Source organism: Undibacterium sp., from assembly GCF_030683615.1.
Lineage (GTDB): Bacteria > Pseudomonadota > Gammaproteobacteria > Burkholderiales > Burkholderiaceae_D > Undibacterium > Undibacterium umbellatum.
Genome location: NZ_JAUXQE010000035.1, coordinates 63212 through 78969 on the forward strand (window position 1 = coordinate 63212; position 15758 = coordinate 78969).

Annotated in this window: 11 protein-coding genes; 8 read left to right on the plus strand and 3 right to left on the minus strand. The window is 52.0% G+C overall.

Translation table 11 applies throughout. The annotated features are described in order from the left end of the window. The first annotated feature begins 1 nt into the window (after window position 1). From Q8K39_RS17510 to Q8K39_RS17530, 5 genes are all read left to right on the plus strand, one after another. Window positions 2-1786 (plus strand): fatty acyl-AMP ligase, encoded by a 1785-nt coding sequence (locus Q8K39_RS17510; protein WP_305262204.1) that lies wholly within the window; start codon window positions 2-4, stop codon window positions 1784-1786. Between the two features lie 24 nt (window positions 1787-1810). Then, the gene (locus Q8K39_RS17515; protein ID WP_305262205.1) at window positions 1811-2095 is read left to right on the plus strand and encodes an acyl carrier protein; all 285 of its coding nucleotides are present in this window, start codon (window positions 1811-1813) and stop codon (window positions 2093-2095) included. Between the two features lie 7 nt (window positions 2096-2102). Beyond that, window positions 2103-3260: an efflux RND transporter periplasmic adaptor subunit gene (locus Q8K39_RS17520; RefSeq protein WP_305262206.1), complete on the plus strand. Its 1158-nt coding sequence runs from the start codon at window positions 2103-2105 to the stop codon at window positions 3258-3260. Window positions 3261-3285: 25 nt separating this feature from the next. Next, complete coding sequence (locus Q8K39_RS17525; protein WP_305262207.1) at window positions 3286-6339, plus strand: efflux RND transporter permease subunit; 3054 nt, start codon at window positions 3286-3288, stop codon at window positions 6337-6339. Between the two features lie 343 nt (window positions 6340-6682). Continuing rightward, a complete protein-coding gene (locus Q8K39_RS17530; RefSeq protein ID WP_305262209.1) occupies window positions 6683-8935 on the plus strand; it encodes an ATP-binding cassette domain-containing protein in 2253 nt (750 codons plus the stop codon). A 71-nt stretch (window positions 8936-9006) separates the two neighbouring features. Here the strand turns inward: Q8K39_RS17530 and Q8K39_RS17535 are convergent, their stop codons facing one another. Then, the gene (locus Q8K39_RS17535) at window positions 9007-9318 is read right to left on the minus strand and encodes an STAS domain-containing protein (protein WP_186952849.1); all 312 of its coding nucleotides are present in this window, start codon (window positions 9316-9318) and stop codon (window positions 9007-9009) included. Window positions 9319-9577: 259 nt separating this feature from the next. On the opposite strand from Q8K39_RS17535, the gene Q8K39_RS17540 reads away from it, so the two are divergent. Beyond that, window positions 9578-9811: a hypothetical protein gene (locus tag Q8K39_RS17540; RefSeq protein ID WP_186952852.1), complete on the plus strand. Its 234-nt coding sequence runs from the start codon at window positions 9578-9580 to the stop codon at window positions 9809-9811. Between the two features lie 70 nt (window positions 9812-9881). Here Q8K39_RS17540 and Q8K39_RS17545 read toward each other — a convergent pair whose 3' ends face one another. Next, window positions 9882-10673 carry a 4'-phosphopantetheinyl transferase superfamily protein gene (locus tag Q8K39_RS17545; protein ID WP_305262212.1) on the minus strand — a complete coding sequence of 264 codons (792 nt, stop codon included), beginning with the start codon at window positions 10671-10673 and terminating at the stop codon, window positions 9882-9884. A gap of 51 nt (window positions 10674-10724) precedes the next feature. Here Q8K39_RS17545 and Q8K39_RS17550 point away from each other — a divergent pair, with 51 nt between their 5' ends. After that, window positions 10725-11390: a thioesterase II family protein gene (locus tag Q8K39_RS17550; RefSeq protein ID WP_305262213.1), complete on the plus strand. Its 666-nt coding sequence runs from the start codon at window positions 10725-10727 to the stop codon at window positions 11388-11390. A gap of 53 nt (window positions 11391-11443) precedes the next feature. On the opposite strand, the gene Q8K39_RS17555 is transcribed toward Q8K39_RS17550, so the two are convergent. Further along, window positions 11444-13912: a TonB-dependent siderophore receptor gene (locus Q8K39_RS17555; protein ID WP_305262215.1), complete on the minus strand. Its 2469-nt coding sequence runs from the start codon at window positions 13910-13912 to the stop codon at window positions 11444-11446. A gap of 568 nt (window positions 13913-14480) precedes the next feature. Between Q8K39_RS17555 and Q8K39_RS17560 the strand changes: the two genes are divergently transcribed. Then, window positions 14481-15500, plus strand: a complete 1020-nt coding sequence (locus tag Q8K39_RS17560; protein WP_305262218.1) for a LacI family DNA-binding transcriptional regulator — start codon at window positions 14481-14483, stop codon at window positions 15498-15500. The last annotated feature ends 258 nt before the right edge of the window (window positions 15501-15758 follow it).

The window sequence follows — 15758 nt, forward strand, 5'->3', positions numbered from 1 at the left end:
CATGGCAGATATGAGGGCTAGCCCGCTGACATTGATGGATCAATATCGCAACTATATGGAGATGGATGCGCATGCCCCGGCCATGTCCTGGGTGCCAGAACGGTCGCAAGACCTGGTAGAGCACCTGAGCCGCCAGGAGTTGTACGCTGCCAGTGAAAGCATAGCCCGTGGCTTGCTGCAACTGAGCTGGCCTGACGATCATCCACGCATGATCATCCTGGCGTTTTCACCTGGGCTGGATTTTATCCAGGCCTTCCTTGCTTGCCAGTTGGCAGGCGTCATCGCCATTCCCATCGCCATGCCCCGGCTCGGACGTGAGGCACATATACTGGAAGCCATCGTCAGCAATTGTGGCGCGACGATGACCTTGACCAACGAGACTGAAGTGTTGCGTCTGGAAGATGTATTTGCATCCAGCAAGGCCTTGAATGGCATGCATATACTCAGCACCATACAATTGAAAGTATTGGGTGAAGGGCGTGACATGGCAGGGCGCAAGGCGCAGGATTATGCCTTCATCCAATACACCTCCGGTTCCAGCAGTCTGCCCAAAGGCGTGCTGGTCAGCCACAGCAACCTGGCAGCAAACCTCGCGCTGATACAAAAAGACTTCAAGGTCGATCCTGAATTTGTCATGGTCAACTGGCTGCCGCATTATCATGACATGGGTTTAATAGGAGGCTTGTTGACGCCAATTTACGGTGGCATACCTGGTGTGAGCATGGCACCATCCGCCTTCATCAAGCGCCCGGTGCGCTGGCTGCAACTAATTTCTACACAAGATGAAGGGCGTAAGGTCATGTCTGGTGGCCCCAATTTTGCCTATCAACTGTGTGCCGACCGGATAGCTGATGCGGATATAGCAGGTCTGCGCCTGCGAGCCTGGAAAACTGCCTACAACGGCGCTGAACCGATACGCGCCATCACCCTGCAAAAATTTGAACAGCGCTTTTCACCAGCAGGTTATTCCAATACAAATATGCTGACCTGTTATGGCCTGGCAGAGACCACGCTGTTTGCTACTGGCAACCATGATCCCGTCATCCGCATGGTATCGGTACTGGGACTGGAGCAAGGCAAAATCAGTGCAGCACTCAGTGTGGAGGACAGTCGCCAACTGGTCGCCAGTGGCGATGCGGATCCTGAACGTATCGCTATTGCTGACCCGGTCAGCAAGCTCAGGCTGGCCGATGGCAAGATAGGTGAAATCTGGATTACTGGCCCCAGTGTACCCGAGACGTATTTCAATAATCCTGAGCAAAGCCAGCTTACTTTTCATGCGCGGCTTGCAGATCAGGCACTCGCACGTTATCTGGTGACGGGTGATATTGGCGCCATTGTTGACGGGCAACTCTATGTGACAGGGCGCAGCAAAGAGTTAATGATACTTAATGGCCGCAATATATATCCACATGATGTGGAAGCATTGATACAGAATGCGGTAATCGGGATTGAGGATGTTGCTGTTTTTTCTTATGATGATGCGAGCGCGAAGAATGAAAGCATTATCGTCATCTGCGAGCTGGCACGCACTGCGCGAAGCTGGTTTGTCGACAGCCCTGAACAGACACTGAGTACGGAACTCGAAAAACTCGCCAACCAGATCAGGCTGGCAGTGGCCCCGTCAGAAATTGCGATTACCCATCTGCGCTTTGTCGGGCCTATGGGTATCAGCAAGACCACCAGTGGCAAGACCAGTTATGGGCAGAATCGCAGGGCCTTTGCTGACTTGCCACAAAGTGTCAGATCACGCAATGTATCAGCAGAATTTCGCAATAAAAACTAATTTCAATTGTAGCCAGGGTAGACAATGACAAACGTGACGGCAAGCAGGCAATGGGGCGCTGAACAGCTCGAGGACTGGTTGATAAAGCGTGTCGCAACCATTCAGCAGCAATTACCTGACGATGTCGATCCTGACATGCCTTTTAGTAGCCTGGGCCTTGATTCTGTTGATGTCATGGATCTCATCGTTGAACTCGATGAATTGCTGGGAATTGAAATTGAATCAACCATTATTTGGGATTATCCGACGATACGCCTGTTATCTGGCTATCTTGCCGATCTGCTTTCCGGGACACACGCACTGAAATGAGGTCATCATGTCAGTTTCTTGCTATACCGTTTGCCGTTCTACCAAACAGCATTGCCTGAACAAATTGCTGTTGTTCGTATTGCTGCCTTTCATGATGACAGCCTGTGGCGACAAGCCCAAGGCTGTGCCGCCAGATATCACACCCAGGGTGAAGACGGTGACAGCACAGGCAGGTGGCGAGCAGCGTTATCGTTCTCTTGTCGGTGAACTGCAACCGGCCGAGGTATGGAACCTGGCTTTCCCGGTGCAGGGCAGGGTCATGCAAATTGCGGTCAATGAAGGTGACAAGGTAAAAAAGGGGCAGGTGCTGGCCAGGCTGGACCCTCTTGCTTATGAACTCAAGTTGAAAAATGCGCAATCCGGTTTGCAAAGCGCCATAACAGAGCGCAAGGAAAAACTCGATGCCCTGGCCGCCCAGTCCAAACTCAGGGAGCAGGGCTACATGACTGGCAATATGCTGGAGAAGCAGCGGGTGGAATTGGCTGCTTCTGAAACGCGGCTCAGCAATAGCGAATCTGCCTTGGCACTGGCGAAACGCGACCTTGATTACACCGTCCTGCTGGCCCCGGCTGAGGGCAGGATTTCTGCACGTTTGATAGAAGCCTTTGCTGACGTGAATGCAGGGCAATCCATCATGCGTCTGGATGGTGCTGCAGGTTTGCGGGTAGCGATACGCGTGCCTGACAAATTAATGTCAGGCTTTAACCTGGGCACAGCCGTCAAGGTGCAAATAGGTGAGCGCAAGCTGGATGGCAAGGTCAGTCGCATAGATGCCAGGGCCACTGCTGGCGATGCTTTTCCCAGTTACATCAGCCTGACGGGTGACACCACAGGTTTGCGTCCTGGCGTGACGGCCAATGTGCAGTTTACGCTTGGCAGTGACGCTAGTCAGGAAGCGCAAACCAGGAAAAACATGGTCCTGCCCTTGCAAGCCATCGTTCCCGGTAATGCGCCAGGCCGCGGTTTCGCTTTTGTGCTGGATGGGCAAAGTGGCAAAGTCAGAAGGGTGGAAGTCAGGATCAAGGCAGTCAATGAACAGGATGTAGAGGTCGATGAAGGACTGAAGGCTGGTGATGAAGTGGTCGTGGCAGGTGTAGCCTTTTTGTCGGACGGCCAGGTGGTGAAAGCGCTACAGAAAGACGGCAAGGGTGGCAGCAGGATTTGAATGATGTATTTTCATAGGCCAAGAAATGATCAAGCTCACTGCATATGCATTCAAGAATCCGCGCCTGCTGATCGCCTGCATCGTCCTCATTACCGGTCTCGGCATCAGTCTGTTCCTGAACTATCCAGCGCAAGAAGACCCGCCCATCAAGGTCAGGGAAGCCATCGTCAGTGCTTACTATCCCGGTATGTCGCCAGAACGGGTAGAGCAATTGCTGACGCGGCCTCTGGAAGAAAAAATACGCGAAATCCCCGAAGTGCAAAGAATCACATCGACGGCTTTCACAGGCGGCACCATCATCAGCGTCAAACTCTATGACAAGTACTTCCAGCTTGAGCCTTTGTGGCAAAAGCTGCGCAACAAGATGGCCGATGCCCGTTCATCCCTGCCAGATGGTGTCAACGGCCCCGGCGTCAACGATGACTTTGGCAATGTTGCCATAGCCACGCTGGCAATTACTGCAGATGGCTACCGTATGGCAGAGATGCGCCAGGTGGCGCTGAAGTTGCGTGATAACCTGACTGGCTTGCCCGGCGTGCGCAGGGTAGAAGTGCATGGCCTGCCTGCTGAACGGATATACCTGGAGGGCTCACCCGCGCAATTGTCACGTTTGGGTCTGTCGCTGGGTGATGTGCTGGCCAGCTTGCAAAAACAAAATGTGGTGTTGCCTGGTGGCCAGGTCATCGCAGACAAGGCCATCGTCACGCTGGAACCCACCGGCAATTTCAGTGACATGGCTGATATAGAGAAAACCCCCATCCTGATCCCCAAAACTGGCCAGGCGATTGCCTTGTCCGATGTCCTGACTTTGCGCCGTGCCTATGTAGAACCACGCAGCACGGGTGCCTTGTTCAATAATAAACCTGCCATCGTGCTGGCGATATCCATGGCCGAGGGTGGCAATGTGGTGGCCTTTGGCCAAAGTCTCAAGGCGCGCATCGCCGAAGTCAAGCCTGGCTTGCCACTGGGATTCATGCTCGATTTTGCGACTTTCCAGCCTGAAGTGGTCAGCCACCTGATTGCCGATGTAGAGCGTACCCTGTATGAAACCCTGGTCATTGTGCTGATCGTTGTCATGGTTTTCTTGGGTATGCGTACCGGTCTTATCGTTGGCACTATCGTGCCGCTGACCATGCTGATGTCACTCATCATCATGAGCCTGATGGGCATAGAATTGCAACGTGTCTCCATCGCCTCGATGATCATTGCCCTGGGTTTGCTGGTGGATAATGGCATTGTCATTGCGGAAGACATCATGCGCCGCCTGGTTGCAGGTGAAGATCGCAAGCAAGCCTGCATAGATGCGGGCACCAGTTTATCCACACCCTTGCTGACTTCTGCACTGACCATCGTGCTGGCTTTCATGCCCCTGTTACTGGCCGATGACCAGACCGGGGAATATGTGCGCTCGCTGGCCCAGGTGACCAGTATCGCCGTACTCAGTTCCTGGGTGCTGGCACTGACTTTCACACCCTTGGTTTGCTACCATTTCATGAAAGTATCTGCCAGCCACCAGCAAGAATCGGAAGAGCATTATGACAGTCGCTTTTATCGCGGTTATCGTCGCTTGCTGGAAGGCATACTCCGGCAACCCCTGATTTTTTTGGCTGCGGTCACGTTCGCCTTTGTCCTCGCCATCTCAGGATTTGGTTTGGTGTCACAGCAATTCTTCCCGAATTCTGAACGTAACCAGTACATGATATTGGTCAATCTTCCGGCTGGTTCACCCTATGCAGAAACCGAGCAGGCTATCAAGAAAATCGATGCATGGTTGCTGGACCGGAAAACCAATCCTGAAGTCAGCAGCGTGGTTTCTTATGTTGGCTATGGCGGCCCGCGCTTCGTGCTGGCAATGGCTCCGGTGGCGGGCGCACCGCATCGCGGCTATATCGTCGTTAATGTCCCGCTGGGAACCAGTGTGGATGCGCCGCTGGAACGTACCCGCAACTACCTGTATGCCAACTTCCCTGAATTGCGCGCCGAAGTGAAGAAGTTCTGGCTGGGCGGTTCTGAAACTGGTTTGGTCGAGTTTCGTATCACTGGCAGTGATGCCACTACGCTCAAGACCCTGGCAGAGCAATTGAAACAGCAATTGCGCAGCCTGCCCGATACGATCGATGTCAAGGATGACTGGGAAAACCGTACCTGGAAATTGCTGGTCAAGGTAGACCAGGCCATGGCCAGACGGGCAGGTATTACTTCTTCTGATGTGGCGCTTTCACTCAACGGTGCATTGACAGGTATACAGGTCAGTGTCTTTCGGGATAGTGACCAGACCATCCCGATAGTCGTCACAGGCAAGGACAAGGAGATGATGTCCTACGACAAACTGAAAACCCTGAATGTGTTTTCCGAGAATGGCCAGACCTCGGTGCCACTGATACAAATCGCAGAACTCATCGGCGTGCCTGAAGACGGAGCCATACGCAGGCGCAATGGCATCAGGACAGTGACCGTGTCCGGCAAGAGCCTGAGTCTGTCGGCCAATGCCCTGGTCAAGCGCATGCGTCCGCAGATAGAAAAGATCAAACTGGATGAGGGCTACCGCATAGGTGTAGGCGGGGAGCTGGAAACCTCGGGCAATGCACAGGGCGCACTGGTAAAATTTTTACCTGTCGCACTGGCTTCCATATTACTCTTGATGCTCTGGCAGTTTTCTTCATACAGAAAAGTATTGATCATCGCCATTACCATACCGCTGTGCCTGGTCGGCGCCGTCGCAGGTTTATTGCTGACCAGGGCAAATTTTGGTTTCATGGCCATCATGGGTATCCTGGCGCTGGCTGGCATCATCATCAACAATGCGGTATTGCTTTTGGAACGCATCGCCGAAGAACTGCATGAGGGCAAGCCACATTATGAAGCTGTGGTCATGGCTGCACTCAAACGCCTGCGTCCGATAGTCATGACCAAGCTCACCTGCATACTGGGCCTGGTGCCACTGATGCTTTTTGGTGGGGAGTTATGGTTTGGCATGGCAGTTGTGATCGTAGGCGGACTGGCACTGGGAACGGTATTGACACTGGGCGTCATCCCCGTGATGTATACGATTTTGTTTAGAGTTAAAAAGCAGGTGTAGATTAGAACTCATTTCATAAATAGGATGAGTGCGAACAAGGCGATTTGGGATGCAGTGCAAGGCGTGCCCTCGCTAAGGCTGTTGCCTTAGCGAGGGATGGGTGACACACTACGCGCTGCAATGCGCCCAAATCGTCAGTTCCCGAAGGGTTTGCCTCATAACGCGCGCTGGACTGCAGGCGCTGACAATTCGACTCGTTGTCAATAGGGAAGCTATTGACTGCCTCGTCCGCCTTGCCAGCCCACGTTATGAGGCAAACGCATCTCACCCTATTTATGAAATGAGTTCTAGCTATTCCACTTCAACAGATGCAGTGACATTGAACCGGTAAACTGGAGCAAGCATGAACGATCAAACGGCAACACCCAAGAATGAATCAGGTAAGGCAGCGGAGGAACATAAAGTCAGCTTCTGGGCTTTCATCGGCCAAGCCCTGCACCTGGCTTTTACCTATCGCCTATTGGCCAGCCTGGTGGCATTGGCCTTATTGGTGCAGATAGCTTTTAATCTGCTGATGCCTTTGAGTTACCGCTATATCTTCGATAATGCCATCCTCAACAAGGACATGGGTTTGCTGGCGATGTTGCTGGGGATACTGGCGGTCGGTTTTCTACTCAATGCCGGTGCTGGCCTGATGCAGGACTATGGGACTGCCACCATAGGTTCCAGGGTATCCAAGAGCCTGCAGGAAAAAATGTTCAGCAATTTGCAAAAACAATCGACAGACTTTTTTTCCAAAACACCACAAGCTGACATCATTGCCTGCTTTGGTCCCGACGTGATGGCGATAGAAACGGCACTGGTGCGTGGTTTGCCCAGCTTTTGCATGCGCCTGGTCACCATAGTCACCAGCCTGACCTTGCTGTTTGTCATCGAGTGGCGGCTGGCCATGGTGGCATTGCTCCTCATGCCGATGATCGCTTTTGCTCCCAAACCATTCGGTCCTCGTGCGCGAAAATTTGGCCGCTCCAGGGATGACTTGCAATCCGGCAATGCAGGCATGGTGCAAGAGAATTTGCTGAACCACCTGACCATACGCACCTTCAATCTTAGCAAATATCGCGAACAGCAATTTGGCGACAGACTGACGCGCTTGCAGGAAGATGATTTCAAGGCCAATTTTTTCACCTCCATGATAGGCCGCTCTACCAATGTGGCTGCGGGTTTCTTGCAAATAGGCGTATTGGGAGTTGGTGCAGTACTGGCTGTGATGGGCTTTCTGACCACAGGCTTGCTGATTGCCTTTATCGGTCTCTTGCTCAACATCGGCGGTGCTACCGACAACCTGACTCAGGCAATCCCGCTACTGGTGCAGGGTATGAACAGCTATTCCCGCATACAAAAACTGCTGGGAGCGCAGGCAGCCTTGCCGGATAGTCCAACGGCAAAGGTGCTGCCAGCCATACAAGAGAACCTGAAGCTGCAAGGTGTGGAATTTGCCTATCAGCCAGATCATCCTATCTTGCGCGGTGTCGATATAGAAATCCCGGCAGGCAAGACGGTTGCCATTGTGGGTGGTTCCGGCTCAGGCAAATCCACGGTCTTGTCATTGCTGATGCGTTTGTATGATCCCAACAAGGGCAAAATCCTGCTTGACAATGTGGACTTGCGTGACGCCACAGAAGCATCGCTGCGCGCACAAACCAGCGTGGTCTTGCAGAACACGGCCTTGTTTGATACCAGCATCGCAGAAAACATACGTATGGGCAGGCTGGATGCAACAGATGATGAAATCGTTGCTGCCGCTAAAGATGCGGGCATCCATGATTTGATCGAGACTTTCCCGAATGGCTATCAAAGCGTGGTCGGTAGTCAGGGTGGCAGCCTGTCTGGCGGCCAGCGCCAGCGTATCGCCATCGCCCGCGCCCTGTTGCGAAACCCGCGCATACTCTTTCTTGATGAAGCCACTTCGGCACTTGACGCCCATACCGAAGCCGAGATAGGTGCGACCCTGGATGCCATTTCGGCGGACTGGACCGTGGTATCTGTCACCCATCGTTTTACCCACATCACCAATTACGATCTCATCATCGTCATGGAAAAAGGTTTGGTGGTGGAATCAGGTACGCATGAAGAATTGCTGGCCAAGGATGGCCGCTATGCCATGCTATGGCGCAAGCAAAGTGGTTTCACGATTACCGACGATGGCAAGGCCTCCATTTCAGTTGAGCGCCTGAGAGGCATACCTTTCCTGTCAGAATGCTCGGATGAAGTCTTGCTGAAGCTGTCGAAGTCGCTGGTGTCGGAATCTTTTGCCGCAGGCAAGCCTGTGTTTGAAGAGGGCGAGCCTGGCAGCAAGTTCTACATCGTCGCCCGTGGCAAGCTGGAAAATTATGTGAAGCTCGAAGGTGACAAGGAAACACCACTTGGCATGCTCGATGATGGAGATTATTTTGGTGAGATGGCTTTGATACGTCCCGTGCCTCGTACCTGGTCAGTGCGTGCCGTCGTTGACAGTACATGTATCAGCCTTGATCGCCAGCAATTCATGGAACTGATGGACGCTGATCCTAAACTCAAGGAAGCAGTGACAAGCACTGCCTATGAAAGAGCTGCGGAGTGGACGCAGGCCATCATGGAAGCTGCAGATGCATAGTTAACCCGGAGCTCAGTAGTCAAAGCCCTTGCAAAAAAATGCAAGGGCTTTTTTATGACGGTGTGATGAAATCAGAAACGCGTCAGCGCGGCATCCTTGTTCGCCTGTATATCCAGGATGGTATTAAAGCCGCTCACCAGGAAAACCTCATTGATTGAATCACTCAGGCTGCACAATACCAGCTTGCCAGTGGCTGCTTTGGTCTTCTTTGCAGTCAGCAAGATGACACGCAGTCCAGCGCTGCTGATATAAGTGAGATCGGAAAAATCAATCAGTATGTGGACTTCACCGGCGTCGATGGCACTGAGAATTTCTTTCTCAAATGCAGCAGAATTATTGCTATCGAGGCGACCAGCAGGAGTAAAGGTCTTTATGTTTGGCATATCATTCCTGACAGGAAAGTTTGTGGGCTAATTGCTCCATATTTTAGACGCAATTTTGATGCGCGCCATCCTTTTTACAACGCAAAAATAATAATATTTTTTTTAACTTTGTTAAATGCTAGACATCATTTCTGTGCGAGTGTACTATAGCCTCGCTGCCTAAAATTTCAGCTCGAAATTTAGACTTGAATAGGTAGCAAAGAGTTTCGTTTCATTCCGATATTAACTTCGTTGAACCACGTAAACTAGGGGTAAAAAAATGGCACATCTTTATGACCAACTGGCAACTGCAATCGCAAAATCCGCACAAGATCCTGCATACCGTACTAAACTGCTGTCAGATGCAAATGGCACACTGAAGGCTGATGGTGTTGACATCGGCGGTGCAAAAATCACTATGGAATGGACAGAGATCACCAATGTTCTGAGTATCCTCGTTGAAAACGGTGGTGCAAACTGGAACGGTTCTATCGTTCTCAGCATCAAGAAGTAACTCCCCGCTAGAAGAGTAGAGCACATGGCTCATCCGGGCTATGTGCCTGATGCGAAGATCAGTGACGCATTCATTTTTCTGAACAATATTCCCTCAATAAAGACAGTGCATCCTTAAAGACGGGCATGCAGCGTGTCGGCGTGTACCTGCTGTCATCAAGTTCGGGTACGTCAGTTTTCCTGCTCGCTAACGCAAGCACATGTCGCTGGTCATATAGCCTGAGAAAAAAATCCCAGGTATGAGCAGGGCGATTATCCAAGCCTTGCAACAAGCTGACGGAAGATACATCATCTACTGTGAACATCAGGCGTCGCGCGTCCGCAGATAAGCCTTCTCCAGTGGCTTTCAGGTAGGCTTCTTTCAATACCCAGAATTCATAAAATTTCTGTATCCGGCTTTTCTCGTCCTGGCGATTGACTTCAGTGATTTCCTTTGCGCTGCAAACGACGCCCATCAAGTCATCCAAATTGACATCATTGTGTAATAATTCTACGTCAACACCGATGTCGGCAGCGTAGGTGAGCGCTACCACGACCAGTTCGCCAGCATGCGAGATACTGATGGCGGGTGCAGTGATTTCATCCTTTGCAAATGCAATGGCAGGTTTGCCAGATGTCGCCAGGGTGATGCTGATATCTGCAAGCGGCAAGCCAGTCAATTTTGCGACGGCAAGTTTGCTGAGCGCACGTCCACCCAGGTATCTGTCCCTGTCATCCTGTTGCATATAGCGTGCGCAGCGGGTATGTTCTGCACTGCTCAGCAGTGTCAGTAGTTTTTGTCGGTATGCACGCAGATCTGGCAGTCTGGCTATCCAGATTTCAGGGTGTGCAATCAAAGCGAGATTTTTATTCTTGTCGGTCATGCCTGGGTTATAGTCGTTTTTAAAATTAATGTGTGTCAGGGGAAAACCATATTGAAGATTATTGCCTATCCATTTGCTGGTGGCAGCGCTTATAGCTATGCCAGGCTGGCGCGTGAGCATGCCCATGAGTGGATCACCTTTGATCCACCTGGCCATGGCAGCAATATGCGCTATCCCTTGCTGCATAGCATACCCGAGATGGTGACTGCCTTGCTGGAACCAACTTTGCGCGCCACCGCAGGTAGCCCCTATATCTTGTTTGGCCACAGCATGGGAGCCTATATTGCCCTGGCCATGCTGGACAGGCTGGTGGAACTTGGTGCCAGCCCGCCTCAAAGACTGGTGTTGTCAGGCGCTGCCGCACCTCATCGCCGCGCATTACATCGTCACGCAGAATTGCCGCACAAGGAATTTCTGGAATGGGTGGCAAACATGGGTGGCATTTCAGCAGAAGTGCTGGCAGAACCACAATTGATGGAGTTGTTTGAACCTATCCTGCGTGCCGACATAGGTGCCGCGGAGGCTTATTTTGATGGCAGCCAGCGCCAGTATGATGTACCTGTAAGGGTGCTGCTTGGGCTAGATGACAGGATAGCGCTGGCAGATGGCCTGGCCTGGGCGGATTGTTTTGTAAATGCGCCTGAAGTACACTGCTTTGCAGGGGGACATTTTTTCCTGTTTGACGAGGTCGAAAAGGTGCAAAGCCTGATCGCCTGAAAAAAAGCGTGGCCCTGAACAGGGTCACGCTTGGCTATTAATAAAGAGCAGTTTTAGAATCGATACAAGACAGACGCCTCAATTGCACGACCAAAGATAGGGCGGGCAAAGACCACGCTGCTGCCACTGCCGATGACGCGGGAATTACCCTCGGTCAGGCCGAGTTGATTGGTCAGGTTGGTGCCAGCCAGACGGAATTCCAGATTGTCACCCAGACCCACCAGAATGCCAGCATCTAGCGTGTAATACTTGGGCAGGGATTGCTGGTTTTCTGCGTCAGCAAAGCGTGCATCGACATGGGTGTAAGTGCCATACAGCTTGATATCACCATTATCGAGCGGGATACGGTAGCTCGGCGACAGACGGAACTGTAGCTTAGGCTGACGTTTCACTTCATTGCCAGTGTTGGCACCATAGTTTTCATACTTCGATTTCTGGTAGGCGCCACTCAGTGAAATCTGGAAATTTTTGACAGGGCGTGCTGCCACTTCAAATTCCAGGCCAGAACCGCTGGAACCACCTATCGCATTCACATTGCGGCCATCTGCCAAGAACTGCTGGAAGGGCAGGCCGGTAAAGGTATTGTGGAAGAAGGTCAGGTAGGCACTGATGTATTCAGACACACTCTTCAGGCCTATCTCATATTGCTTTACCTTGGTCACGGGTGCATTGACGCCATTGTCGCGTATGGTGTCGAACTGCGGCAGCGCAAAGCCAGAATTCAGACGAGCAAACACGCTGAAGTTTTCTGAGACCTTGTAGTTGCCACCCAGGGTATAAGACACTTCATTGTCAGAACGATCGACCAGAGTGTTGCTGCCGCTCAGTACCGATGCGCTGTTGTTGTATAGCGTCAGCGGGTTATTATCGAGATCGACTGATTTTGGATTTGAGATAACACCATTCAAGCGACGGTTCTCGGTACGTACGCCAGCATCAACACGGATACGGTCATTGATCTTCCATTCATCTGCGAGGTAAAACGCAGTATTCTGTGCCGAGAAATTTTCATTCAAGGTGTAGAAGGATGCGCCATCATGGCCATTGCCGCTGACGACCACGCCATTATTCAACTGCACATTGATAGGGCGGGCATTTGGTGTTGCTGTCATCAGGACACTATTACCCAGATACCACATGTCCTTGGATGAATAGTCAGCATAATAAAGGCCAGCCGTCATGGTGTGATCCTTGATGATTTCTTTGCTGATGCGCAGTTCATCGGTGAAAGAACTCAGTTTCTTTTCTACTGACCAGATACCTGCTGACATCACTTGCTGGTCACCCGCAACTGCAGCGCCACCATTCAGATAAGTTGCCGTGCCTGAAATAGCCTGCTTGCCACCTGCCGCAGCCACCACATTGGCCTGGCCATTAGCTGACTGGATAGCGCTACGGATATAGCTGGACATGCTCACAGGACTATTGCCGGTGAAGATCGCCAGCGTAGGTGCATCGCCAGAAAAATGATTGAGCTTGTTGCTGATATTCCAGCCATTGATGGTTTGTGAGAAATCCACACCAAACAGATTGGCTTGCAAGCCACGGCCATTTGCCAGATCTTTATTCAATACCTGACCAGGGCCAACTTCCAGAGAAACATTGCGCAATTCATTGCCATACAGCGAACCGGTCAGGGGATCAAAACCGGGGAAGGCAGTTGGCTTGCCACCCGCAGAGCTGGCAGAAATCAGCGGCACGCCAGTATAAAAAGTATTTTTGTCATTAACGGTGCGTGCATAAAAAGTCAGCTCGCCCTGATCCAGCTTCCTGGTGGCGCTGGCAGTGATTTGCCCGCCATCGTCTGCCGGGTATTGCCCGTCACGCACGCCTTGCGCTACGCGATAAAAGCCGCCTATCGTGCCATACCAGCCATCAGCAATCTTGCCGCCATAATAGCCATCGATACGGCGCAGATTGCCGGTGCCAACGGTGGCGCGCAAACTGCCTTCAGCAAGATCACGGCCTTTCTTGAGCAGAAAGTTCATGGTTGCACCAGGCTGTCCATTTGAGAAGATAGGGCTGGGGCCGCCGCGCAAGACTTCCACCCGTTCTATGGTGTCGTCAATACGGAACAGCGATGATCCTTCAAGGAAAGACAGGGTGGGTGGCGGGAACAAAGGCGAGCCATTCATTTGTATCGTCACAAACGGCGCATCACCATCAATAGGGAAGCCACGCACACCAATATTGGCACCGGCATTGCCCCCGCTGGATTCGGCATAAATACCCGGCACGATTTTCAGCAAATCGGCGGTGCTGCTGGGAGCAGCCTGTTTCAGTTGTTCTTCATTCGCGGTGGTGATGGAATAAGACGCATCGATCTTGCGCTGGCCACCGCTACGGGCATTGCCGGTCACGACGATTTGCTGGACTTCATCTGCCTTGGCTGGAGCAGTCGTAGCGGTAGTAGCGGCTGCATTGGTATCTGGATTGCTGGCGACCTGGGCTTGTGCCTGGCTCAATAATGTCATCATGGCGATAGTAATCGCCGACAAGCGGAAAGGCTTGTTGCAGTTCATGTTGTGCTCCTGAATATTATTAAAGTTTGTCGTCCCTAACATCCGTTCAAGGGCAATCCGCAGACTTTCCATCATACGCATTGTTGCCTCTTGCCACTTCCTAAATGAGCCTGCCCTGGTTTTTTTTGGCCTGTATCCCTGGAACTCAAGTGACGAGATGTAAAAACAAGCCCATTGAAACAATAAATGTTATCGATGTCAATTGAAATGTTATCGATGTCATTTATTCGACACAGGTAGATTTGCTGATTAAAAATACAGAGATTTCTATCGAGAAATGAATTTCTGCCGAGTTTGCCAATGCATAGGTTGCCATGAGACCCGCAAAATTGCAGACGTATTTTTGGCAGATATGCACCTGCATTGTGCGGTGGCCATAGGGGCGGGCGGTGTGCACTTTGTACGCACAGGCTGTGGGATATATCGCAGCCAAACAAGCTCTGTCATAATGCGCGGGAAATATTCAGTTTCAGAGGCGGCGAGGTCAGACAGCGTATCGAGTTTGCGAGAACCTGAAATCACTACACCTGAAACTCCTACACCTGGCAATTGTTAACAAGGTCTTTGCATGTCGGCAAAAAAACGCAGCACACCTAATCCCGAATCCGGGGTAACGATGGAACACCTGGCAGCCATTGCCGGGGTTTCGACCATTACGGTGTCACGCGCCTTGCGTAATAGCCCGCTGGTGACGGTAGAGACACGTGAAAAAATCCGCAAGATTGCAGAAGAACAGGGCTACCGCTTCAATGTCAGCGCCCGTAATTTGCGCCTGGGCCGCAGCCATTCTGTCGCTGTAGTGGTTGAGATGACACCCGCCAATGACAGACCCATGTCCGACCCCTACCCGCTGGAATTATTGGGTGGCATCACCCAGGAGCTAACGACGGCAGGTTACAGCGTGGTGCTGACTTCCATGCAGCTCATAGACACACCACCGGTGCAAGGCGCTGACGGCATGATCTTGCTGGGGCAGGGCTCACATGGTGAAGCCGTGCAACGTTTGCAGCGCTTGCAACGCTCCGGCCTGCCGCTGGTAATCTGGGGCGCACCGGATGCCAATCAACCCGGCATCGTTGTCGGCAGTGATAACCGCAAGGGCGGTGCCAGCGTGGCGGAGCGCTTTATCCAGCAGGGGCGGCGCAAACTCTTGTTCATCGGTGATATTGATCATGCTGAAGTGCAGGAACGCTGCTCCGGTTTCATGGAAGCGTTGGGTGAGCAACAGCATGCAGTGAGCATCCTGCGCCCCAAGGCGTTTACCTTTGAAGCTGGATTTGACTGTATGTCTGCCTACCTGAATGAAAAAGACAAGACCTTCGACGCCGTCTTCGCCGCCAGCGACTTGCTGGCCATGGGGGCAATACGGGCAATCACTGAAAGCAACCTGGCTGTCCCCGGCCAGGTATCCGTCATCGGCTACGACGACACTCCCGGTGCGGCCAGCTTCATCCCGGCACTGACCAGCGTCCACCAATACCTGCGCGACGGCGGCATCCTGCTCGCCAGGAAAATCCTTGGCCTTATCAATGAAGAGCCTGTCGAGTCCGAGGTCTTGCAGACCATGCTGGTGGTCAGGCAGACTTGAATGCGGTAGTGTTAAGGTCGCCATCGCCGCTGTTCGCTAGTAGCTGTCATTGCTCTGCGTAGTTGTTTTAGATAAGATAGTGGCAGCACTGTCATTTAGTTGTCAGTATGTGCCAAGAGTTGCCAGTCAATGCGCAGCGCCCCACTACAGCCAGCATTTTCCTGTTTCTCTAAGAATAGCCAGCCATTTTTTCAGCCTGGATATTCACCATGTTTTTCTGCAAACCTCGATTTCACATGATCTCAAATGGCCGCTATG

Bases quoted from the DNA above. Each gene is read 5' to 3' on its own strand.
- Q8K39_RS17545 (WP_305262212.1), bottom strand. From the start codon at position 10,673: ATGACCGACAAGAATAAAAATCTCGCTTTGATTGCACACCCTGAAATC.
- Q8K39_RS17540 (WP_186952852.1), top strand. From the start codon at position 9,578: ATGGCACATCTTTATGACCAACTGGCAACTGCAATCGCAAAATCCGCA.
- Q8K39_RS17535 (WP_186952849.1), bottom strand. From the start codon at position 9,318: ATGCCAAACATAAAGACCTTTACTCCTGCTGGTCGCCTCGATAGCAAT.
- Q8K39_RS17520 (WP_305262206.1), top strand. From the start codon at position 2,103: ATGTCAGTTTCTTGCTATACCGTTTGCCGTTCTACCAAACAGCATTGC.
- Q8K39_RS17530 (WP_305262209.1), top strand. From the start codon at position 6,683: ATGAACGATCAAACGGCAACACCCAAGAATGAATCAGGTAAGGCAGCG.
- Q8K39_RS17555 (WP_305262215.1), bottom strand. From the start codon at position 13,912: ATGAACTGCAACAAGCCTTTCCGCTTGTCGGCGATTACTATCGCCATG.
- Q8K39_RS17560 (WP_305262218.1), top strand. From the start codon at position 14,481: ATGTCGGCAAAAAAACGCAGCACACCTAATCCCGAATCCGGGGTAACG.
- Q8K39_RS17510 (WP_305262204.1), top strand. From the start codon at position 2: ATGGCAGATATGAGGGCTAGCCCGCTGACATTGATGGATCAATATCGC.
- Q8K39_RS17515 (WP_305262205.1), top strand. From the start codon at position 1,811: ATGACAAACGTGACGGCAAGCAGGCAATGGGGCGCTGAACAGCTCGAG.
- Q8K39_RS17525 (WP_305262207.1), top strand. From the start codon at position 3,286: ATGATCAAGCTCACTGCATATGCATTCAAGAATCCGCGCCTGCTGATC.